This window comes from Pseudoxanthomonas sp., from assembly GCF_036845285.1.
GTDB lineage: Bacteria > Pseudomonadota > Gammaproteobacteria > Xanthomonadales > Xanthomonadaceae > Pseudoxanthomonas_A.
In genome coordinates this window covers 25636-47201 of record NZ_DAIUEE010000020.1, presented here as the reverse complement: position 1 = coordinate 47201, position 21566 = coordinate 25636, and the positions used below count along the sequence as shown (strand labels likewise).

The window sequence follows — 21566 nt, the reverse complement described above, 5'->3', positions numbered from 1 at the left end:
CCAGGTGCGTGAGAGTGAACGCTCATGCGGGTTGCTGGAGTTTTGCAGGGGCGACCAGGTACGCGTGGCGCTGGATCGCGGCTGCGCCGGTTTCGTCGTCAAGGAAGCCGCGCCGATGGAACTGGAACTCGCACTGCGCGCCGCCGCCAGCGGCCAGGTGTTCCTCAGCCCGCAGGTGTCGTCGAAGATGCTGGCACCGATGCTCAATCCGCAGCGCCCCACCGGCATCGCGGCGCTGTCGCCACGCCAGCGCGAGATCCTGCGCCAGCTCGGCAGTGGCATGAGCAGCAAGGAAATCGCCGCGCAGCTCGGCATCAGCGTCAAGACGGTCGAAACGCATCGCGCGCGGATGATGGAGTCGCTCGGCTGCCGTCGCGCCAACGATCTGCTGCTGCTGGCCGCGCGCCACCAGCACGAACTGGCCTGAGCCTTGCAGTACACCCCGGGCGACGCCCTTTCCGTGACGGAATCCCGTGATCGCAACGCCGCGCCGGGCGCCCGTTCCCGCCATTGAACCGACGTCGTAGGGGAAACCCTGACGGCGCGTGGGGCGTGCCCGCAACACGACCAGAAACGCCCTGATTTTTTTTCCGTCACCCGCCCCGCACAGTGTCAACACGATGTGAAGCCGACCTCGGCACGCCATCGAATCGGGGACGACGGGAATGAAGACGGGACTTTCCACCCAGCTCGGGCAGCAACTCCACCTGACGCCGCAACTGTTGCAGTCGATCCGGCTGCTGCAGCTGGACGGCCTGCAGCTGGAACTGGAAGTGCGCCGTGCGCTGGATCTCAATCCGCTGCTGGAAGTGGAAGAAGCGCAGGACGCCGAACCGGCGGGCGACATCGAAGTGCTGCCCGCCCAGGAAGCCGCAGCGCTCGACACCGCCGCCTTCGACGAACTGCCCGAGTCCAGCCTGTGGGACGTGCCCGGTGCGGGCTGGCAGGACGGCGACGACGACCGCATGCAGCGCGTCGAGGCCGGCGAGTCCAGCGACCCGCACGTGCGCGTGCTCGATCGCCTGGCGCTGGAACTGGATGACCGCGCGCTCGACGTGGTCGCCTTCTGGCTGGAGCACACCAACGACGCCGGCTACTTGGAGCAGGCGCCCGACACCCTGGCGCTGCTGGCCTCGGCCCGCTTCGACCTGACCACCGATGCCGCACTCGCCCTGCGCGACCGTCTGCTGCGCGGCGAATTCCCCGGCCTGACCGCCGCCGACGTGCGCGAATGCCTGCAGGTGCAGCTGGACTGCCTGCAGGGCCGCGTGCCGGCCCGCCATGTCGCCCACCGCATCGTCACCGACGGCATGGCGCTGCTGGCCGCCCACGAATACGACGCCCTCGCCCGGCTGCTGGACCTCGAACTGGACCAGGTCATGGAAGGCGTGCGCCTGGTGCTGTCGCTGGATGCCCGCCCGGGCGCCTCGCTGGCTCCGGCCCCGACCGGCTACATCGTGCCGGACGTGGTCGCCTGGCATGCCGACTGCGCCTGGCGCGTCGCGCTGAACCCGGCCACCACCCCGCGCATCCGCGTCAATGCCATGCAGGAGCGCGCACTGGACCAGGCCGGCCCGTCCGAAGGCGCCGGCAAGCTGCGCGAACTGCTGCAGGAAGCCCGCTGGCTGACCCGCGGCCTGTCGATCCGCTACGACACGCTGCTGCGCACCGCACGCGCCATCGTCGAGCGCCAGGCCGGCTTCCTGACGCAGGGCGACGAAGCCATGGCCCCGCTGACGCTGAAGGAAGTGGCCGACGCCATCGGCATGCACGAGTCCACCGTTTCGCGCATCACCACCGGCAAGTACATGCAGACCCCACGCGGCACCTTCGAGCTGAAGCATTTCTTCGCCGTGCGGCTGGAAGGCGCCAACGTGTCCGGCCCGGCCGTGCGCGCCATGGTGCGCCGCCTGATCGACGCCGAGCCGGCGGGGAAGCCGCTGGCCGACGAGGCCATCGCCGGCCTGCTGGCCCGCCAGGGCATCCACATCGCCCGCCGGACCGTGGCGAAGTACCGGGAACAGCTCGATATCGCTCCCGCCCGGGAACGCCGACGCGCTACCGTATCCGTCTTGGCCAAAGCCGGATAACGGAGCACGACCGCAATGAGCAAGATCACCGTACTGCTGGTGGACGACCACGAAGGTTTCATCAACGCCGCCCTGCGCCACCTGCGCAAGGTGGAGTGGCTGGACATCGTGGGCCGCGCCAGCAATGGCCTGGAAGCCATCGAGCGCTCCGAAACCCTGCGCCCGGACGTGGTGCTGATGGACCTGGCCATGCCGGAGATGGGTGGCCTGCAGGCCACCCGCCTGATCAAGACCCAGGACGCACCGCCCTTCATCGTGATCGCCAGCCATTTCGACGACGCCGAGCACCGCGAACACGCGATGCGCGCCGGTGCCGACGACTTCGTCAGCAAGCTTTCCTACATCCAGGAAGTCTTGCCCATCCTCGAAAAATTCAAAGAGCGCCGCCATGAGTGAATCCCGCATCCTCGTCATCGACGCCGACGCCCCGCGTGCCGAACGCCTGGCCGGACTGCTCGAATTCATGGACCTGACACCCCGCTGGGTCTCCAGCGCCGGTGACGTGGATGTCCGCCGCGCCCGCCCGCACGACTGGCTGGCGGTGGTGGTCGGCTCGCTCGACGACAAGAAGGCCACCGACGGCTTCTTCGCCTGGCTTGGCAAGGCCCAGCTGCCGCCGCCGGTGCTGCTGCTGGAAGGCGACACCGCCGCCTTCGCCGCCGCCCACGGCCTGCACGAGGCCGGCGTGTGGACACTGGAAAGCCCGATCCGCCATGCGCAGCTGGAAGCCTGCCTGCGCCGCGCCAGCCTGAAGCGGCTGGACACCGAACACCAGGCGCAGCAGGTCACCACCAGCGGCCCGACCGGCAACAGCCCGGCCGTCGTCCGCCTGCGCCGCATGATCGAGCAGGTCGCCAATTTCGACACCACCGTGCTGGTGCTGGGCGAATCCGGCACCGGCAAGGAAGTGGTGGCCCGCGCCATCCACGACCAGTCCCCGCGCCGCGACGGGCCGTTCGTGGCCATCAACTGCGGCGCCATTCCGCCGGACCTGCTGGAAAGCGAACTGTTCGGCCACGAGAAGGGCGCCTTCACCGGTGCGCTGAGCGCCCGCAAGGGCCGCTTCGAGATGGCCGAGGGCGGCACCCTGCTGCTGGACGAGATCGGCGACATGAGCCTGCCGATGCAGGTCAAGCTGTTGCGCGTGCTGCAGGAGCGCAGCTTCGAGCGCGTCGGCGGCAACCAGACCATCCGCTGCAACGTGCGCGTGATCGCCGCTACCCATCGCAACCTGGAAGCGCGCATCGCCGACGGCCACTTCCGCGAAGACCTGTTCTACCGCCTCAACGTGTTCCCGATCGAGATGCCGGCGCTGCGCGAGCGCGCCGACGACCTGCCCGACCTGGTGATGACCATCGCAGCGCAGCTCTCCCGCACCGGCCGCGGCGAAGTGCGCTTCGCCAGCGACACCCTGCAGGCACTGCGCGCCTACGCCTGGCCGGGCAACGTGCGTGAACTGACCAACCTGGTCGAACGCCTGGCCGTGCTGCATCCCGGCGGCCTGGTCCGCGTGGCCGACCTGCCCAAGCGCTACCAGCCGGAAGGCATGGAGGCACTGGTCGTCGACGCACCGGCTGCGGTCGTCGCCGCGCCTGCCGCCGCACCGCTGCCGACGGCCGTCGTGGCCGCCGCGGCGATGCCGGCCGACCGCCTGCCCGACGCCGGCATCGACCTGCGCGAACACATCGCCCAGATCGAACTGAACCTGATCCGCGATGCGCTGGACCGCGCCGGCGGCGTGGTGGCGCATGCCGCCCAACTGCTGGGCCTGCGCCGCACCACGCTGGTGGAAAAGCTGCGCAAGTACGGCATCGAGCGCGAGGAAGTGGCGCTGGCGACGGAAAACTGACTGGGCGCGGGCACGGTTTCCGGCACGGGTCTTGCAACTGATCAGGCAAGACACTCCGACGACCGAAGCGCCCGCCCATGTCCGACGTCACCTCCATCCTCTCGCAGATCCGCAGTTACCAGCACCAGGTCGGTACCCGCGCACTCGAGCCGATGCCGAACCCGGGCGCATTCACGCCTAACCGGGTGGGGCTGGAGCAGCCGGGCGTCAAGGCACCGAGCTTCGGCGACACCCTGCAGAACGCACTGGAAGGCGTGAACAACGCGCAGAAGACCTCCGGCGCGCTGGCACAGGCCTTCGAACTGGGCGATCCGCGCGCCGACCTGGCGCGGGTGATGGTGGCCGCGCAGCAGTCGCAGGTCGCCTTCCGCGCCACCGTCGAAGTGCGCAACCGCCTGGTGCAGGCCTACCAGGACGTCATGAACATGCCGCTGTAAGGCGGCGCCCTTCCCTCTTCCCTAGAACCGACCCGTCGCCATGGCCCTCACGCTGTCCAAGGAAGCCCTGAAGGAATCGCTGACCGCCGACAAGGCCGGCGCGGCGCTGACCAAGATCCAGGACGCGCGCGTGTTCAGGCAGATGGGTACGCTGCTGCTGATCGCCGGCGCGGTCGCGGTCGGCATGATGGTGTTCTTCTGGTCGCAGAAGCCGGCCTTCACCCCGCTCTACACCGGCCTGGATGCCAAGGCCACCGCCGAAGCGACCGACATGCTGCGCGCGGCCAAGATCCCGTTCCAGCTGGACCAGGCCTCCGGCGCGATCTCGGTGCCGGAGGAAAACCTGCACGATGCCCGCCTGAAGCTGGCCGGCGCCGGCCTGGCCGAAAGCGGCCGCCTCGGCTTCGAGATGATGGAACGCGATCCCGGTTTCGGCGTCAGCCAGTTCGTCGAGAATGCGCGCTACCAGCATGCGCTGGAAACCGAACTGGTCCGCACCATCACCACGCTGCGCCCGGTCCGCGACGCGCGCGTGCACCTGGCCATCCCCAAGCCCAGCGCGTTCACCCGCCAGCGCGAAGTCGCCAGTGCGTCGGTGGTGCTGGATCTGCGCTCGGGCACGATGCTGGAGCGCAACCAGGTGGATGCCATCGTGCACCTGGTGTCCTCGTCGATCCCCGACCTGGCGCCCGAACGCGTCACCGTGGTCGACCAGAGCGGCCGCATGCTGACCATCAGCGACCCGAACAGCGAGGCCGCGCTCAACGCCGCGCAGTTCGAACGCGTGCGCAAACTGGAAACCTCGTTCAACGACCGCATCCGCGAGCTGCTGGAGCCGCTGACCGGCCCCGGCCGCGTCAACGCCGAAGTCGCCGTGGACATGGACTTCTCGGTCACCGAGGAAGCCCGCGAGACCTTCGCCAACGATCCGGCCAAGATCCGCAGCGAACAGGTCAGCCAGAACACCACCAGCGCCGGTACCGGTCCCGAGGGCGTGCCCGGCGCCACCAGCAATACGCCGCCGGGCCAGAACGCCGCGGCCGCCACGCCGAATCCCGCCGCGCCGGTGGAAACCGCCAGCAGCGCGACCCGCAACTTCGAGATGGACCGCACCCTGCAGCACACGCGCCAGCCGGCCGGTCGCGTGCGCCGAGTCACCGCCGCGGTGCTGGTCGACCATGTGCCGCGCACCGGCGAGAACGGCAAGGCCGTGATGACCGCGCTGGACGCGGCCACGCTGACCCGCATCGAAGCCCTGGTGAAGGAAGCCGTGGGGTTCGATGCCGCGCGCGGCGATTCGGTGTCGGTGATGAACGCTCCGTTCGTGCGCGAGACCGAAGCCCCGGTGGACGTGCCGTTCTGGGAAAGCCCGTGGCTGCACAACCCGATGGTGCGCGACATCGCGCGCTACGGCCTGGGCGCACTGGTGGTCATCGCGCTGCTGTTCGGCGTGCTGCGCCCCGCCATGCGCCAGATCATCAACCCCGCCGCGAAGCAGAAGCGCGTCGACGAGGACGGCGTCGACATCAGCGTCATGGACGACCGCGACGAGGACGGCGTGGTCGCCACGCTGTCGCACGATCACGCGCCGCCGATGCGCGCCCTGCCCTCGGACGCCTACGAAGATCGCCTGCGCCAGGCGCGCGAGGCCGTGAAGACCGATTCCAAGCAGGTCGCGCAGGTGGTCAAGGACTGGGTGGCCAGCGATGAGTAACGCACAGGACACCACGCTGTCCGGCGTGCAGCGCGCCGCCGTGCTGCTGCTCTCGCTGGGCGAGGAAGACGCGGCCGAAGTGCTCAAGCACATGAACGCCAAGGAGGTGCAGAAGCTCGGCATCGCCATGGCCACCATCTCCGGCATCAGCCGCGAGCAGGTGATGCAGGTCATGTCCAACTTCGGCGACGCGCTGGACAAGCAGACCTCGCTCGGCATGGGCGCGGACGACTACGTGCGCAAGGTGCTGGTGCAGGCGCTGGGCGAAGACAAGGCCGGCAGCCTGATCGACCGCATCCTGCTGGGCCGCAACACCACCGGCCTGGACTCGCTGAAGTGGATGGACCCACGCGCCATCGCCGACCTGGTACGCAACGAGCATCCGCAGATCATCGCCATCGTGCTGGCGCACCTGGACAGCGACCAGGCTGCCGATACGCTCAAGCTGCTCGCCGAACGCACCCGTACCGACGTGCTGCTGCGCATCGCCACGCTGGACGGCATCCCGCCCAACGCGCTGAACGAACTCAACGAGATCATGGAGCGCCAGTTCGCCGGCAACCAGAACCTCAAGGCGTCCAGCATCGGCGGCGTCAAGGTCGCCGCCAACATCCTCAACTTCATGGATTCCGGCCAGGACCAGGCGATCCTGGGCAGCATCACCCAGGTCGACGCCGACCTCGGCGCGCGCATCCAGGACCTGATGTTCGTGTTCGACAACCTCGCCGACCTCGGCGACCGCGAACTGCAGGCGCTGCTGCGCGAAGTGCCGAACGACAGGCTGGGACTGGCGCTGCGCGGTGCCGACGCCAAGGTGAAGGAAAAGATCACCCGCAACATGTCGCAGCGCGCGGCGCAGATCCTGCTGGAAGACATGGAAGCGCGCGGTCCCGTGCGCCTGTCCGATGTCGAAGGTGCTCAGAAGGAAATCCTCGCCATCGTGCGCCGGCTGGCTGACCAGGGCGTCATCGCCCTCACCGCCAGCGCCGAGGAAATGGTATGAGCACGCCCCCGCCGCTGCGCTGGATGCCGGCGCCGCTCGATGTCGTGCTGTCCGACGCCGCCGCCGAACAGGACGCGCCGCCGCTGGTGCCACCCACGCTGCAGGAAATCCAGGCCATCCAGGATGCCGCCTACCGCGAAGGACTTGAGCGCGGCCTGGCGGAGGGCCATGCCGAAGGCTTCTCGCAGGGCCAGGCGGACGTGCGCCGGCTCGCCGCGCAGATGGAAGGCATCCTCGACAACTTCTCGCGCCCGCTCGACAGGCTGGAGAACGAAGTGGTCGCCGCGCTGTCCGAACTCGCCGTGCGCATCGCCGGTGCACTGGTCGGCCGCGCCTACCAGACCGACCCGGTGCTGCTGCAGGAACTGGCCACCAGCGCGCTCGACGCCGTCGGCGGCTCGCAGCGCGAGGTCGAACTGCGCCTGCATCCGGACGACATCGCCGCACTGACGCCGGTGCTGGCGATGACCGCGCACACCCGCCTGACGGCCGACACCTCGTTGAGCCGCGGCGACCTGCGCGTACACGCCGAGAGCGTGCGCATCGACGGCACCCTGGAGGCGCGCCTGCGCGGCGCGCTGGATACCGTGCTCAACCGCGGAGTACGCGCATGAGCGCACAGCCGCTGGAATGGCTGACCGCCCGCGACCTGCGCCTGTCGGCGCGGCTGGCGCAGATCAATCCCGAACTCGGTGGCCGTGGCCTGATCCGCGAGGGCATCCTGCGCCGCGCCGTCGGCCTGACCCTGGAAGCGATCGGCTGCGAAGCGCCGATGGGCGCGACCTGCAAGGTGGAGGTCGTCGATGGCGGCTGGGTCGATGCCGAAGTCGTCGGCTTCTCCGGCGAGCGCACCTACCTGATGCCGAGCGCCGAACTGCATGGCCTGCTGCCGAACGCGCGCGTGGTGCCCTCGCGCCGCCGCGGCGGCGTGGAAGTCGGCGAAGGCCTGCTGGGCCGCGTGATCGACAGCGACGGCGTGCCGCTCGACGGCCGTGGCCCGATCCGCGCCGAAGGCAGCGTCAGCCTCGCCGGCGTGGCGATCAATCCGCTCTCGCGCGAACCGATCACCCAGCCGCTGGACGTCGGTGTGCGCGCGATCAACGCACTGCTGCCGATCGGCCGGGGCCAGCGCGTCGGCCTGTTCGCCGGCTCCGGCGTCGGCAAGTCGACGCTGCTCGGCATGATGACCAAGTACACCGCCGCCGACGTGATCGTCGTCGGCCTGATCGGCGAACGTGGCCGCGAAGTGCGCGATTTCGTCGAGACCACGCTGGGCCCGGCCGGCCTGGCGCGCGCCGTCGTCGTCGCCAGCCCCGCCGACCGTCCGCCGCTGGCGCGCCTGCAGGGCGCCTACCGCGCCACCGCCATCGCCGAATGGTTCCGCGACCAGGGTCTGAACGTGCTGCTGCTGATGGATTCGCTGACCCGCTTCGCACAGGCGCAGCGCGAGATCGGCCTGTCGGTCGGCGAACCGCCCACCACGCGCGGTTACCCGCCGTCGGTGTTCGCGCGCCTGCCGGCGCTGGTCGAGCGCGCCGGCAACGGCGCGAAGGGCCGCGGTTCGATCACCGCGTTCTACACCGTCCTGACCGAAGGCGACGACCCCCAGGATCCGATCGCCGACGCCGCACGCGCCATCCTCGACGGCCACATCCTGCTGTCGCGCCGCGTCGCCGACAGCGGCCTGTACCCGGCGATCGACGTGGAATCGTCGGTCAGCCGCGTGGTCACCGAAATCGCCGACGAAACCTGGCGCGACCGCATCCGCAAACTCAAGCGCCTGCTGTCGGCCTACACCAGCAACCGCGACCTCATCGCCATCGGCGCCTACCAGCGCGGCAACGACCCGACCGTGGACGAAGCGCTGGAGCGCTGGCCGGAGATCGTCGAGTTCCTCGGCCAGGACGTCGCGCACGCCGCCGACCTGCCAAGCAGCCGGGCCGCCCTGGAATCGCTTGTCCAACGCAATGCCGCCGTCGGCATCCCGCTGCCGACCGGCCCGCAGTAACGCAAGGAACCCGCGCCATGATGCAATCCCGCCGAATCGATCCCCTGCTGCGCCGCGCCCAGGAGCACGAGGATTCCGTCGCCCGCGAGCTGGCGGAACGCCAGAACGCGCTGGCGCAGCACGAATCGCGGCTGGAGGAACTGCGCCAGTACGCCGAGGACTACGCCAACAGCCAGATGGCCGCGACCAGTCCGGCGCAGCTCGCCAACCGTCGCGCCTTCCTCGAGCGCATCGACCAGGCGCTCAAGCAGCAACTGCAGAACGTCGACCGCAGCCGCGCCAGCGTGGACATCGAACGTGACCGCCTGCTGCTGGCCAGCCGCGACAAGCAGGTGCTCGAACAGCTGGCCGCCAGCTATCGCGTGCAGGAAAAACTGATCGTCGATCGCCGCGACCAGCGCGAGATGGACGACGTGGGCGCACGCCGTGCCCGGCTCGCCGCGACCGCCCGCGAGAACGAGGACGCCTGATGCCGTCGCCGATGTCCGCACTGAACGTTGCCCTCAAGTCGCCGTCCCCGCCGGCGGCATCGGGCAGCAGTGCGTCCACGGGCGAGGATTCCGCGAAGAAGCCGGCGTTCGACGACATGGTCCGTCGCCCCGTGAAGCGCGATGACGCGCCGCGCGCCCCCCATGCACGCGCCAGCGACACGAAGGAACCGGTCCGGCAACGTCCGGACAAGGCCACCAGCAAGCAGGACGAGGCTGCGGCTGCATCCGTCGAGGACGAGAAGCCCGAAGATGCCGTCGTGGCGTCCGCGTTGCCACCGGTCCTGCTGGAACTGCCATCCGCCGTCGCCATACTGCCGGCGGACGCGCCGGCCAACGTACTGGTCGATCCGCCTGGCGCTCCCGTGCCCGGCGGCGCGCTGCCGGCGGCCAACGCCATCGTTGCCGATGCCCTGCTGGCGGGCGCTCGCGCGACGATTCAGACCGCGCTGCCTGGCGCGCCGATAACGAACATGACGACGGACGCCAGCGGCGACGCCGGCCCGGCCATCGCCAGCGGAAACGCCGCAACGCCGCTGCCCGCGGCCACGAGCACGCCCGCGACCGCGATCGATGCCAAGGCGCCGCTGCAGAACCTGCTCTCCTTCGCCACGCATCTGGCCAGCGGCCACGTCGCCGCGGCCGTGCCCGAGGCGATCACCCTCGGCCGCGACCTGGTCGACGCCTTCCGCAACGAGGACGGCGACGCGCCCGCACCGACCGGCCACCTGCTGGCCGGCGTCGGCGCATCCAACCAGGTGCTCGGTCTGTCGCGCACCGACACCGTCAACGCCACGCAGGCACCGAGCGCCGACCTGCACGGCGGCCACTTCGACGATGACATCGGCGACGCCGTGCGCTGGATGGCCGACCAGAAGATCGGCCATGCGCACATCAAGATCACGCCCAACGACCTCGGCACGGTCGAGATCCGCCTGCGCCTGGACGGCGACCGCGTGCATGCCGACTTCAGCAGCGCCCAGGCCGACGTCCGCCAGGCACTGGAAAGCAGCCTGCCCCGCCTGCGCGAGATGCTCGGCCAGCACGGCTTCCAGCTGGCCCATGCCGACGTGGGCCAGCAGCATGCGCCGCCGTCGCGGGGCGGCGGATCCAGTGCCGACGGTGACACCGGCGATGCCGCCGAACCTGCCACCGAAGCACCCCGCACCGTCCGCATGACCGCCCACGGCCTGGTCGACGCGTACGCGTGATGGTTCACCTGTCGGTGGACCCGACTGTGGGAGCGACGTAAGTCGCGAAAGCCATCTATCGGTAGTGGTGTACCGTCCGCCGCCAACGATCTCGGCTTCGATATCGCGACTTACGTCGCTCCCACATCAACCTGCACCGGCCTCCACCCGTCAAAACTCCGTCGGCCTCCAGTCGCCACCCCGGCACACCACTTGCATCACCTGGGCTGACCCCTCAGGAGATCCACCGCCGTGGCAGCCGCCGACAAGAACGCAAGCAAGTCCAAGACCGAGAAGGGCGACAAGCCCAAGGGCGGCAAGTCGTTGCTGACCATCGGGCTGGTGGCGGTGATCGCGGCCGCGGCCGCAGGTGGCGGTGCCTGGTACTTCACCAGTCATGGCGCGAAGGAAGAAAGCGCCGACGCGCCCAAGGCCAAGAAGCCGGGCCAGGTCCCGGCACCGGCCCAGTACTTCGCGCTGGAACCGCCCTTCGTCGTCAACCTCGTCGGCGAAGCCGGCGGCGCGCGCTACCTGCAGGTGGAAGTGCAGTTGATGACGCGCGACCCGGAAGCGATGACCGCCCTGCAGCTGCATGCACCCGCGATCCGCGCGCGCCTGCTGATGCTGTTCGCCCAGCAGGATGCCACCAGCCTGATGTCGCGCGAAGGCAAGGAGCGCCTGCAGAACGCTGCCCTCGGCGAAGTGAAGGCGCTGCTGGTCGCCGAAACCGGCAAGCCCTGCGCCGAGTCGCTCCTGTTCACCAGCTTCGTGATGCAGTGACGGAACCCCGCCGCCATGATGACCAGTGACCTGCTGTCGCAAGACGAGATCGACGCCCTGCTCAACGGCGTCGACACCGGCGCGATCGAGACCGAGGAGCCGCCGCACGATCCCACCGTGGCGCGCACCTACGATTTCGCCAGCCAGGACCGCATCGTGCGTGGCCGGTTGCCGACGCTGGAAATGATCAACGAGCGCTTCGTGCGCACGTGGCGGATCGGCCTGTTCAACATGCTGCGCCGCTCCGCCGAACTGTCGGTGCGTGGCATCGAGACGGTCAAGTTCAGCGACTACCTGCATTCACTGTACGTACCCACCAACCTCAACCTGGTCAAGTTCAAGCCGCTGCGCGGCGTGGGCCTGATCGTGTTCGAACCCAAGCTGGTGTTCACCATGGTGGACAACTTCTTCGGCGGCGACGGCCGCTACCCGGCGAAGATCGAAGGCCGCGAGTTCACCGCCACCGAGATGCGGGTGATCCAGCTGCTGCTGAAGCAGACCTTCGCCGACCTGATCGACGCCTGGGCGCCGGTGATGCCGGTGGATTTCGAATACATCACCAGCGAAGTGAACCCGCACTTCGCCAACATCGTCAGCCCGCGCGAGTACGTGGTGGTCAGCCGCTTCCACGTGGAGCTGGACGGCGGCGGCGGCGACCTGCACGTCACCCTGCCCTATTCCATGCTGGAACCGATCCGCGAACTGCTCGACGCCGGCATCCAGTCCGACCGCGTGCACGACGACGACAGCTTCCGCGTGACCATGCACGAGCAGTTGCGCACCGCCGAAGTGACCGTGTCCAGCGTGCTGGCGGAGAAGCGCATCAACCTGCGCGAACTGACCCGGCTGAAGGTCGGCGACATCCTGCCCATCGACGTACCGAAATCGGTGCCGGTCTGTGTCGAGCAGGTGCCGGTATTCACCGGCGAATTCGGCATCTCCAACGGCCAGAACGCGGTGAAGATCACCGCTCACCACCCGCCCGGAGGACGCCACCAGCCCTCCGCCATCGCCCGCCAGACCCTCGCACCCGTCGCCTTCCAGGACGCCACGCCATGATTCCCGAGAACGAAGAAGCCCTCGCCACCGCCTTCGGCGACACCGAGACCGCCAGCAGCGACCTCCACGCCGGCCAGGAAACGGACATGAGCCTGGACGTCATCCTCGACGTGCCGGTGACGCTGTCGCTGGAAGTCGGCCGCACCCGCATGCCCATCCGCAACCTGCTGCAGCTCAACCAGGGCTCGGTGGTGGAACTGGAGCGCGGCGCCGGCGAACCGCTGGACGTATTCGTCAACGGCACGCTGATCGCGCATGGCGAAGTGGTGGTGGTCAACGATCGCTTCGGCGTACGCCTGACCGACGTGGTCAGCCCCAGCGAACGCATCCGCCGCCTGCGCTGAGCACACCGCCATGCACGCCTTCGCCCTGCTCGCCACTGCCGCGGCACCCGCACAGAAGATCGGACAGCACGCACCGGCCACGCCCGGCATCGGCGGCGCGCTGGTCGGCCTGATCCTGGTGCTGGGCCTGATCCTGGGCCTGGCCTGGCTGCTGAAGCGACTGCCCGGCGCCGGCCTCGGCATCCGTCCCAGCGAACAGCTGCGCGTGGTGTCGATGCTGTCGGTCGGCGCCAAGGAGCGCGTGATGGTGATCGAGGTCGGCAAGGAACAACTGCTGATCGGCGTGAGCGCCGGCGGCATCACCACCCTGCACACGCTGCCCGAACCGCTGGTCGTCGCGCCCGCGCCGACGATGCCCAATTTCGCCGAACTGCTGGCCAAGCGCCTGCGCAAAGAGTCCTGAGATGCGTCGTTTCCTCCTCTCCCTGATCTGCGTGCTGTGGCTGGCCGCGCCGACGCTGGCGTTCGCGCAGGCCGCGACGGCACCCGCCGCCCCGACGGCGTCCGCACCTGCGGCACCGACCGCACCGACGCTGCCGGCCATGCCGAAGGTCGACGTGGGCCAGGTCGGCGACAACACGGTCAGCCTGCCGCTGCAGACGCTGCTGCTGATGACGGCGATCACGCTCATCCCGTCCGCACTGCTCGCGATGACGGCGTTCACCCGCATCATCATCGTGCTCGGCCTGCTGCGGCAGGCACTCGGCACGGGCCAGACGCCGTCCAACCAGGTGCTGGTGGGCCTGGCGCTGTTCCTCACCATGCTGGTGATGATGCCCGTCGGTGAAAAGGCGTGGGCCGAAGGCATGGCGCCGTACCTCAACGGCCAGATCGATTTCTCCACCGCATGGACGCTGACCACCGGTCCGCTGCGCGACTTCATGCTGGCGCAGGTGCGCGAGACCGACCTGATGACGTTCGCCGGCCTGGCCGGACACGGCAGCTACACCGGTCCGGACGCCGTGCCGTTCCCGATCGTCGTCGCCTCCTTCATCACCAGCGAACTGAAGACCGCGTTCGAGATCGGCTTCCTGATCTTCATCCCGTTCGTGATCATCGACCTGGTGGTCGCCAGCGTACTGATGTCGATGGGCATGATGATGCTGTCGCCGATGCTGGTCTCCGCACCGTTCAAGATCCTGCTGTTCGTGCTGGTCGACGGCTGGGTGCTGATCGTCGGCTCGCTGGCGGCGAGCTTCAATTGAAGCTGTGATTCGTGAAGGGTGATTCGTGATTGGAAGAATCAAAAGCCGATCAATGGATAGCACTCCTGTCTCTTCACGAACCACCAATCACCCTTCACCAATCACGGTCATCCAATGAGTCCCGAAACCGCCCTCACCGAACTGCGCGGTGGCCTGGAGATCGCCCTCTGGGTCGGTGGTCCGCTGCTGCTGGTCGTCCTGATCGTCGGCGTGGTCGTCGGCGTGATCCAGGCGGCCACCCAGCTCAACGAACCCACCATCGCCTTCGTGGCCAAGGCCATCGCGCTGACCGCCGCGCTGTTCGCCACCGGCAGCTACCTGCTGGGCGTGCTGGTGGAATACACGACGACGCTGTTCCAGCGGCTGCCGCACCTGATCGGCTGACGCGGCGGACACGACGCGATGGATGCCGCCACCCAGATGGTGATCGATGGCCAGCAGGCCTTCGGCATGATCAACGCCATCCTGTGGACGATGCTGCGCACCGGCGCGCTGCTGATGGCGGCGCCGTTGATCGGCACGCGCGCGGTGTCGGTGCGCGTGCGCGTCATGATCGCCGGCGCACTGGCGATGGCGCTGGCACCGCTGCTGCCGGGCACGCCCGACCGCATCGCCTTCGACGCCAGCACCGTGCTCAACGTGGCGCGCGAACTCGCCGTCGGCGCCAGCATGGGCTTCATGCTGCGACTCGCCTTCGAGGCGGGCGCGATGGCCGGCGAACTGATCTCGCAGGGCACGGGCCTGGCCTTCGCGCAGATGTCGGACCCCCTGCGCGGCGTCAATTCCGGCGTCGTCGGCCAATGGTTCTACCTCGCCTTCGGCCTGCTGTTCTTCACCGTCAACGGCCACCTGGCGCTGGTCTCGCTGCTGGTGGACAGCTACCGCTCGCTGCCGATCGGCACCGCCCTGCCGGACGTGCAGCAGGTGCTGGAAGTCGCGCCGATGCTGTTCACCCACATCCTGCGTGCCGCCGTGGGGCTGGCGCTGCCGGTGATGGTGGCGATGCTGGCGGTGAACCTCGCCTTCGGCGTACTGGGCCGTGCCGCACCGGCACTGAATCCGATCCAGCTCGGCCTGCCCACGGCGCTGCTGCTGGGCCTGTTCCTGCTCGCCCTGCTGGCGGGCGAACTGGGGCCGCCGGTGCAGCGGATCTTCGACCTGTCGTTTGACGCGGCGCGCCAGATCACCGCCTGACGAAACCTGGATTACCCAGCCGGAAGGGGGCCGGAACGCACGGTCGGCGGGCGCCGCGTGCGGGTTTCACATCGCGTTTGCGCCGTGTGTTCCACTCACTGCATGAATTTGTGCAGAATGGGGATGAGGGAACCGCGACATACGCCAGCGCACGGACTGGATCCCATCCAGCCCGATGCAGGAGCGCTTCCCCCGCAAACCGGAGATTGCCCGTGAGCCACAGCCCTACCCACAAGCGACGCACCAGTCAGGAAACACGGGAGGCCGTGCTCGCCGCTGCACGCAGGCTGTTCTTCACCAAGGGATTCGACCAGACCACGCTGATGGACCTGGGCGAGGAAACCGGTCTCAGTGCCCGCGGCGTGATCCTGCACTTCGAAACCAAGGCTGACATCATCGCCACCCTGCTGATCCGGGACTACACCGGTCGCAAGGCACCGATGGTGGAGCGTCCGCAGGGGTCGACGCACGCCCAGCGCATCCTCGACTTCTATTTCTGGATGGCGCGCGAGGATGCGGCCAACTTCATCGCCTTCCCGGCCCTGTGGAGCGTATCGGCCCGCTGGTCGCCGACGGTCGAGGCCGAAATGAACACCGCGCTGCGCCGCATGCGCGAACCGGTGCGGCTGGAACTCAGCCGTGGCATCGGCGCCGGCGAATTCCGCGGCCTGGACATCCAGCATGCCGACGAGATGATCTGGTAGAGCTACCAGCACGGCCTGCGCGCCGTGTCCGTCAACGGCGGGACGCCGGCGATGGCCGTGCCGCAAGTGTTCAAGACGCTGGAAGCGCTGTCGGCCTGAGGCCGCCGCAGCGCCCGATCGACGGTACGTAGCGGACGGTCTCCCGAGGGAGGCCGTTTTCGCTCATGCGAGGTGCGTCGCCGTGCGGCCGCCGCCTCTACGGTTGTTCTTCCTGTCGTTCCTCCCGTTCTCGCACCTCGCGGGACGATCGTCCTGGACGCGCGGCGGATCGCCGATTGCCGCTGCACCGCCACGCAAGGCAAGCGTGATGCGCATCACCCACGGCATCCGGCAACCGCCTACACTGCGCGGGGCCGCGCGTCGGCGCCGCTTTTCCGCTGTTTCCGTCGAGCACCATCTCCATCGATCCCCATCGCACGCATCCGGCCCTTTCCATGAAGCCGAAACGCCGAGACTTCCGCCTGGACATCATCGTCCTGCTGGGTGCCATCACGGCGATGACCATCGCCTCGTTCGGCGTCTACCGCGGCTGGCAGGGACACTGGGCGATGGCGGCGTTCGATGCCGCCGTGGTGCTGGCGGTGACCTCGCCGGTCGTCTACGCGTGGCGTAGCGGCGACGCCCGCGCCGGCAACGTCCTGGCCGTGTTCAACACCGGCGCGTCGTTCGGCGCCTGTGTGATGCTGGGCCATACCGCACTGGGGTGGATCTACCTGGTGCTGCTCACCAACTTCTTCATCGCCCACCGCTGGACGGCGGTGGTCTGCAACCTGCTGCTGATCGCCAGCCTGCAGTTGCTGCCGGGGTTTTTCCACGATGGCGTGCATGCGCTGTCGATGGCGGTCAGCGCGCTGCTGGTGACGGTGTTCTCGCTGATCTTCGCTGCCCGTACACAGGACGACCGCGCACAGCTGGAGCGGCTGGCGGCCATCGATGCGCTGACCGGCGTGCCGAACCGGCGCAGCATGGAGCGCGCCCTGGCGGACGCGGTCGAGCGGTTCCAGCGCGACGAATGCCGCTTCGGCCTGGTGGTGCTGGACCTGGACCACTTCAAGGGCGTCAACGACCAGTACGGCCATGCCGCGGGCGATGCCGCCATCGCCGACCTGGCCTCGATCCTGCGCTTCGAGATGCGCCGCAACGACCAGGTGTTCCGCTTTGGCGGCGAAGAATTCGTGGCGCTGCTGGAACTGGACAACCGCGACGCGCTGGAGTCCGCGACGGAGCGCATCCGCAAGGCGGTACGCGGCTCCCTGCGCGGCCCCGGCGGCCGCATCACCATCTCGCTGGGCGCCGCGCTGCTGCGCGACCAGGAAAAGACCTGGCACGACTGGTTCTCGCGCGCCGACGCCGCGCTCTACCGCGCCAAGTCGGCCGGCCGCGACAGCTACGTCATCGCGGATGACCTGTTCTAGCAGCGGACCGGGTCGCGTTGCCGTGGACGGCATCCACCTCCCGCACCCGCGACACCGTCATCCCAGCGCATCACCGTCGTCCCAGCGAAGGCTGGGACCCATTTACGCTTGTCCCGAAGAATCCGGTCCTCACAGGAAATGGATTCCAGCGTTCGCTGGAATGACGGAGGCAACACAACGACACGCCCCATCACCGTCGTCCCAGCGAAGGCTGGGACCCATTTACGCTTGCGCCGAAGAACCCGGCCCTCACGGGAAATGGATTCCAGCGTTCGCTGGAATGACGGAGGCAACGCAGCGTCACGCCCCACTACCGTCGTCCCAGCGAAGGCTGGGACCCATTTACGCTTGTCCCGAAGAACCCGGCCCTCACGGGGAATGGATTCCAGCTTCCGCTGGAGTGACGGAGGCAACGCAGCGTCACGCCCCATCACCGTCGTCCCAGCGAAAGCTGGGACCCATCTGGCTTGCCCCGTAGAACCAGGCCCTCACAGGAAATGGATTCCAGCGTTCGCTGGAATGACGGGAGCAACGCAGCAGCACGCCCCACTACCGTCGTCCCAGCGAAGGCTGGGACCCATTTGGCTTGCCTCGAAGAACGCGGCCCTCACAGGAAATGGATTCCAGCTTCCGCTGGAATGACGGAGGCAACACAACGACACGCCCCATCACCGTCGTCCCAGCGAAGGCTGGGACCCATTTACGCTTGTCCCGAAGAACCCGACCCTCACGGGAAATGGATTCCAGCTTCCGCTGGAATGACGGGAGCAACGCAGCGTCACGCCCCACTACCGTCGTCCCAGCGAAAGCTGGGACCCATCTGGCTTGCCCCGTAGAACCCGGCCCTCACGGGAGATGGATTCCAGCTTCCGCTGGAATGACGGTGACGGGCCATCCTGCGGGCAGCAGGATGCGCCCCTTACGATTCACTCCTGCTCCACCACCGGTACAGCACCGGCAATACCACCAGCGTCAGCAACGTCGACGATACGATGCCGCCGATCACCACCGTCGCCAGCGGCCGCTGTACCTCCGAGCCTGCGCCGACGTTGAACGCCATCGGCAGGAATCCCAGCGACGCGACGAGTGCCGTCATCAGCACCGGTCGCAGGCGGCCGAGTGCGCCTTCGACCACCGCTTCGTCCAGGCCCGTGCCCTGCTCGCGCAGCTTGCGGATGAAGGCGATCATCACCAGCCCGTTGAGCACCGCCACGCCCGACAGCGCGATGAACCCCACGCCCGCCGAAATGGACAGTGGAATGCCCCGCAGCGCGAGCGCCACCACGCCGCCGGTCAACGCCAGCGGCACGCCGGTGAACACGATGGCGGCGTCCTTCGCCGATCCGAAGGCCCAGAACAACAGCGCGAAGATCAACAGCAGCGTCGCCGGCACCACCACCGCCAACCGCTGGCTGGCCGAGATCAGCTGCTCGAACGTGCCGCCGTAGTCGATCCAGTAACCGGCCGGCAACCGCACCTCCGCGCCGATGCGGCCACGCAGGTCGTCGACGAACCCGCCCAGGTCGCGGCCGCGCACGTTGGCGGTCACCACCACGCGCCGCTTGCCGTTCTCGCGGTTGATCTGGTTGGGTCCGAGCGCGGTCTCGATCTTCGCCACTTCGCGCAGCGGCACCGTGCCCGGCGTCCCCGAGCGCCAACTGGCCGAGCGTGTCGACTCGTCCTCGTTGCCGGCACCACCGAGCGGAACGGGCAGGTCATGCAGCGCGGCCGGATCCTGCCGCAACGCCTCCGGCAGGCGCACGACGATGTCGAAGCGGCGGTCGCCTTCGAAGAGTTGACCGGCCACTTCGCCCCCGATGGCAGTCGCCACGGTGTCCTGCACGTCGCCCGGATTCAGGCCATAGCGGATCAACGCCTGGCGCTCCGGCGTGATGGTGAGCAACGGCAGTCCCGTGGCCTGCTCCACGCGCACATCCGCCGCGCCGTCGACGGATTTCGCCACCGCTTCGATGCGTTCGCCGACCTCCACCAGCGTGTCCAGATCGTCGCCGTAGAGCTTGATCGCCACGTCGGCACGCACGCCGGAGATCAACTCGTTCATGCGCATCTGGATCGGCTGGGTGAATTCGTAGTTGTTGCCGGGGATCTCGGCCAGCGCCCGTTCGAGTTCCGCCACCAGCGTCGCCTTGGGTTTGCGTGGATCCGGCCATTCGCTGCGCGGCTTGAGCATGACGAACGTATCCGCGACCGACGGCGGCATCGGGTCGGTAGCCACTTCCGCGGTCCCCAGCTTGCCGAACACGCGGCGCACTTCCGGGAACTGCGTGATCCGTGCCTCCAGTGTGGACTGCATGCGCACCGCCTGTTCCAGGCTGGTGCCGGGGATGCGCATCGCGTGCAGCGCGATGTCGCCTTCGTCCAGGCTGGGGACGAATTCGGTGCCCAGCCGCGTGGCCAGCAGGCCGCACAGCACGACCAGCACGAACGCGCCGCCCGCCACCGGCAGGCGCGCGCGCAGCGCCCAAGCCAGCACCGGTGCGTACACGCGCCGCGCCCATCCCATCACGCGGGTTTCCTTCTCCTGCACGCGGCCACGCAGGAACAGCGCGATGGCGGCCGGCACGAACGTCAGCGACAGCACCATCGCCCCGCTCAGCGCCAGCACCACGGTGATCGCCATGGGATGGAACATCTTTCCCTCCACGCCGGTGAGCGCGAAGATTGGCAGATAGACGGCGGTGATGATGCCGAGGCCGAACAGGCTGGGCCGGATGACCTCGGCGGTCGCCGATGCGGTGGCATCCAGGCGTTCCTCGTCCGTCAGCACGCGGCCCAGCCGGTGCTGCAGGTCGCCGAAGCGGCGCAGGCAGTTCTCGATGATGATCACCGCGCCGTCGACGATCAGGCCGAAGTCCAGCGCGCCCAGGCTCATCAGGTTGCCCGACACGCCGCCACGCACCATGCCGGTGAGCGTGAACAGCATCGACAGCGGGATTACCGCGGCCGTGATCAACGCGGCGCGGATGTTCCCCAGCAGCAGGAACAGCACCACGATCACCAGGATCGCGCCTTCGACCAGGTTCTTCGCCACCGTGCGGATGGTGCGGTCGACCAGCGAAGTGCGGTCGTACACCGGTTCCGCCCGCACGCCGTCCGGCAGGCTGCGGCTCGCCTCCTCCAGCCGTGCGGCGACCGCCTGCGACACTTCGCGGCTGTTGGCGCCGATCAGCATGAAGGTGGTGCCCAGCACGACCTCCTGGCCGTCCAGCGTCGCCGCACCGGTGCGCAGTTCCGGCCCCTCGCCCACCTGCGCCACGTCGCGCACGCGGATCGGCACGCCGTCGCGGCGGTCCAGCACGATGTCGCGGATGCCGTCGAGGTCGGCGACCTGTCCTGGTGCACGCACGAGGAACTGCTGGCCGTTGCGCTCGATGTAACCGGTACCGACGTTCCGATTGTTGCGCGCCACCGCCTGCACCACGTCGTGCAGGGTGAAGCCCAGCGCCACCAGCCGGGCCGGCTCTGGCGTGATGTGGATCTGCCGCGCGAACCCGCCGATGGTGTTGACCTCGGTCACGCCCGGTACGTTGCGCAACTGCGGTCGCACCACCCAGTCCTGCAGCGTGCGCAGGTCGGTGGCGGTGTACCGCGTGCCGTCCTGCTTGCGTGCCTTCGCGTCCGCTTCCACCGTGTACATGAAGATCTCGCCCATGCCGGTGGCGATGGGACCCATCTCCGGCTCCAGCCCGGCGGGCAGCTGCGACTTCACCTGCTGGATGCGCTCGCCGACCTGCTGGCGGGCGAAGTACACATCGGTGCCGTCCTTGAACACCACCGTGACCTGCGACAGGCCGTAGCGCGAGATCGAGCGCGTGTAGTCCAGTCCGGGCAGACCCGCGAGTGCGGTTTCCAGGGTGAAGGTCACGCGCTGTTCGGCTTCCAGTGGCGAATAGCCGGGCGCCTCGGTATTGATCTGCACCTGCACGTTGGTGATGTCGGGGGTGACGTCGATCGGCAGCTTGCCGAAGCTCCATGCGCCAACCGCGACCAGCACGAACGTCGACACCAGCATCAGCCAGCGGTGCGCGATGGCGAAGCGCAGGATGCGTTCCAGCAGGCCGCGCG

General features: G+C 68.5%; 21 protein-coding genes. 20 read left to right on the top strand and 1 reads right to left on the bottom strand.

Annotated elements, in window-relative coordinates; all coding sequences use genetic code 11:
- The 20 genes from V7060_RS17620 to V7060_RS17525 all read left to right on the top strand — a co-directional run.
- Window positions 1-427 (top strand): response regulator transcription factor (locus tag V7060_RS17620; RefSeq protein ID WP_334180516.1); only part of this gene is annotated, 427 nt, incomplete at its 5' end.
- Between the two features lie 238 nt (window positions 428-665).
- On the top strand, window positions 666-2090 hold the full coding sequence (gene rpoN, locus V7060_RS17615) for an RNA polymerase factor sigma-54 (protein ID WP_334180515.1): 1425 nt from the start codon (window positions 666-668) through the stop codon (window positions 2088-2090).
- A 15-nt stretch (window positions 2091-2105) separates the two neighbouring features.
- Window positions 2106-2486, top strand: coding sequence for a response regulator transcription factor (locus V7060_RS17610; protein WP_334180514.1), 381 nt, complete (start codon window positions 2106-2108; stop codon window positions 2484-2486).
- Window positions 2479-3939 carry a sigma-54 dependent transcriptional regulator gene (locus V7060_RS17605; protein WP_334180513.1) on the top strand — a complete coding sequence of 487 codons (1461 nt, stop codon included), beginning with the start codon at window positions 2479-2481 and terminating at the stop codon, window positions 3937-3939. The genes V7060_RS17610 and V7060_RS17605 overlap by 8 nt, the downstream gene beginning before the upstream one ends.
- Before the next feature lie 77 nt (window positions 3940-4016).
- Window positions 4017-4376, top strand: a complete 360-nt coding sequence (gene fliE, locus V7060_RS17600; protein ID WP_192267821.1) for a flagellar hook-basal body complex protein FliE — start codon at window positions 4017-4019, stop codon at window positions 4374-4376.
- 40 nt (window positions 4377-4416) lie between these two features.
- Window positions 4417-6090: a flagellar basal-body MS-ring/collar protein FliF gene (gene fliF, locus V7060_RS17595; protein WP_334180512.1), complete on the top strand. Its 1674-nt coding sequence runs from the start codon at window positions 4417-4419 to the stop codon at window positions 6088-6090.
- The gene (fliG, locus tag V7060_RS17590; RefSeq protein WP_334180511.1) at window positions 6083-7093 is read left to right on the top strand and encodes a flagellar motor switch protein FliG; all 1011 of its coding nucleotides are present in this window, start codon (window positions 6083-6085) and stop codon (window positions 7091-7093) included. The genes fliF and fliG overlap by 8 nt, the downstream gene beginning before the upstream one ends.
- Before the next feature lie 23 nt (window positions 7094-7116).
- Window positions 7117-7707, top strand: a complete 591-nt coding sequence (locus V7060_RS17585) for a FliH/SctL family protein (RefSeq protein ID WP_334180518.1) — start codon at window positions 7117-7119, stop codon at window positions 7705-7707.
- Window positions 7704-9101 (top strand): flagellar protein export ATPase FliI, encoded by a 1398-nt coding sequence (fliI, locus tag V7060_RS17580; protein ID WP_334180510.1) that lies wholly within the window; start codon window positions 7704-7706, stop codon window positions 9099-9101. The genes V7060_RS17585 and fliI overlap by 4 nt, the downstream gene beginning before the upstream one ends.
- A 17-nt stretch (window positions 9102-9118) precedes the next feature.
- Window positions 9119-9571 carry a flagellar export protein FliJ gene (gene fliJ, locus V7060_RS17575; RefSeq protein WP_334180509.1) on the top strand — a complete coding sequence of 151 codons (453 nt, stop codon included), beginning with the start codon at window positions 9119-9121 and terminating at the stop codon, window positions 9569-9571.
- Between the two features lie 11 nt (window positions 9572-9582).
- On the top strand, window positions 9583-10800 hold the full coding sequence (locus V7060_RS17570; protein WP_334180508.1) for a flagellar hook-length control protein FliK: 1218 nt from the start codon (window positions 9583-9585) through the stop codon (window positions 10798-10800).
- A 231-nt stretch (window positions 10801-11031) separates the two neighbouring features.
- Window positions 11032-11559: a flagellar basal body-associated FliL family protein gene (locus V7060_RS17565; RefSeq protein ID WP_334180507.1), complete on the top strand. Its 528-nt coding sequence runs from the start codon at window positions 11032-11034 to the stop codon at window positions 11557-11559.
- 15 nt (window positions 11560-11574) lie between these two features.
- Window positions 11575-12618, top strand: coding sequence for a flagellar motor switch protein FliM (gene fliM, locus V7060_RS17560; RefSeq protein ID WP_334180506.1), 1044 nt, complete (start codon window positions 11575-11577; stop codon window positions 12616-12618).
- Complete coding sequence (gene fliN / locus V7060_RS17555) at window positions 12615-12962, top strand: flagellar motor switch protein FliN (RefSeq protein ID WP_334180505.1); 348 nt, start codon at window positions 12615-12617, stop codon at window positions 12960-12962. Before fliM ends, fliN begins: the two co-directional genes overlap by 4 nt.
- Before the next feature lie 10 nt (window positions 12963-12972).
- Window positions 12973-13365: a flagellar biosynthetic protein FliO gene (gene fliO / locus V7060_RS17550; protein WP_334180504.1), complete on the top strand. Its 393-nt coding sequence runs from the start codon at window positions 12973-12975 to the stop codon at window positions 13363-13365.
- A 1-nt stretch (window position 13366) separates the two neighbouring features.
- Entirely contained in the window at window positions 13367-14167 is an 801-nt protein-coding gene (fliP, locus tag V7060_RS17545; RefSeq protein ID WP_334180503.1) for a flagellar type III secretion system pore protein FliP, read from the top strand.
- A 114-nt stretch (window positions 14168-14281) separates the two neighbouring features.
- Entirely contained in the window at window positions 14282-14551 is a 270-nt protein-coding gene (locus V7060_RS17540; RefSeq protein WP_334180502.1) for a flagellar biosynthetic protein FliQ, read from the top strand.
- Between the two features lie 18 nt (window positions 14552-14569).
- Entirely contained in the window at window positions 14570-15361 is a 792-nt protein-coding gene (gene fliR, locus V7060_RS17535; RefSeq protein ID WP_334180501.1) for a flagellar biosynthetic protein FliR, read from the top strand.
- Between the two features lie 212 nt (window positions 15362-15573).
- Entirely contained in the window at window positions 15574-16065 is a 492-nt protein-coding gene (locus V7060_RS17530; protein WP_334180500.1) for a TetR/AcrR family transcriptional regulator, read from the top strand.
- Window positions 16066-16499: 434 nt separating this feature from the next.
- On the top strand, window positions 16500-17480 hold the full coding sequence (locus V7060_RS17525) for a GGDEF domain-containing protein (protein WP_334180499.1): 981 nt from the start codon (window positions 16500-16502) through the stop codon (window positions 17478-17480).
- 919 nt (window positions 17481-18399) lie between these two features.
- On the opposite strand, the gene V7060_RS17520 is transcribed toward V7060_RS17525, so the two are convergent.
- Window positions 18400-21558: a CusA/CzcA family heavy metal efflux RND transporter gene (locus V7060_RS17520; protein WP_334180517.1), complete on the bottom strand. Its 3159-nt coding sequence runs from the start codon at window positions 21556-21558 to the stop codon at window positions 18400-18402.
- Window positions 21559-21566 lie beyond the last annotated feature (8 nt).

Coding starts and splice junctions, on each gene's coding strand:
- rpoN (WP_334180515.1), top strand. CDS start 666: ATGAAGACGGGACTTTCCACCCAGCTCGGGCAGCAACTCCACCTGACG.
- V7060_RS17610 (WP_334180514.1), top strand. CDS start 2,106: ATGAGCAAGATCACCGTACTGCTGGTGGACGACCACGAAGGTTTCATC.
- V7060_RS17605 (WP_334180513.1), top strand. CDS start 2,479: ATGAGTGAATCCCGCATCCTCGTCATCGACGCCGACGCCCCGCGTGCC.
- fliE (WP_192267821.1), top strand. CDS start 4,017: ATGTCCGACGTCACCTCCATCCTCTCGCAGATCCGCAGTTACCAGCAC.
- fliF (WP_334180512.1), top strand. CDS start 4,417: ATGGCCCTCACGCTGTCCAAGGAAGCCCTGAAGGAATCGCTGACCGCC.
- fliG (WP_334180511.1), top strand. CDS start 6,083: ATGAGTAACGCACAGGACACCACGCTGTCCGGCGTGCAGCGCGCCGCC.
- V7060_RS17585 (WP_334180518.1), top strand. CDS start 7,117: ATGCCGGCGCCGCTCGATGTCGTGCTGTCCGACGCCGCCGCCGAACAG.
- fliI (WP_334180510.1), top strand. CDS start 7,704: ATGAGCGCACAGCCGCTGGAATGGCTGACCGCCCGCGACCTGCGCCTG.
- fliJ (WP_334180509.1), top strand. CDS start 9,119: ATGATGCAATCCCGCCGAATCGATCCCCTGCTGCGCCGCGCCCAGGAG.
- V7060_RS17570 (WP_334180508.1), top strand. CDS start 9,583: ATGTCCGCACTGAACGTTGCCCTCAAGTCGCCGTCCCCGCCGGCGGCA.
- fliM (WP_334180506.1), top strand. CDS start 11,575: ATGATGACCAGTGACCTGCTGTCGCAAGACGAGATCGACGCCCTGCTC.
- fliN (WP_334180505.1), top strand. CDS start 12,615: ATGATTCCCGAGAACGAAGAAGCCCTCGCCACCGCCTTCGGCGACACC.
- fliO (WP_334180504.1), top strand. CDS start 12,973: ATGCACGCCTTCGCCCTGCTCGCCACTGCCGCGGCACCCGCACAGAAG.
- fliP (WP_334180503.1), top strand. CDS start 13,367: ATGCGTCGTTTCCTCCTCTCCCTGATCTGCGTGCTGTGGCTGGCCGCG.
- V7060_RS17540 (WP_334180502.1), top strand. CDS start 14,282: ATGAGTCCCGAAACCGCCCTCACCGAACTGCGCGGTGGCCTGGAGATC.
- fliR (WP_334180501.1), top strand. CDS start 14,570: ATGGATGCCGCCACCCAGATGGTGATCGATGGCCAGCAGGCCTTCGGC.
- V7060_RS17525 (WP_334180499.1), top strand. CDS start 16,500: ATGAAGCCGAAACGCCGAGACTTCCGCCTGGACATCATCGTCCTGCTG.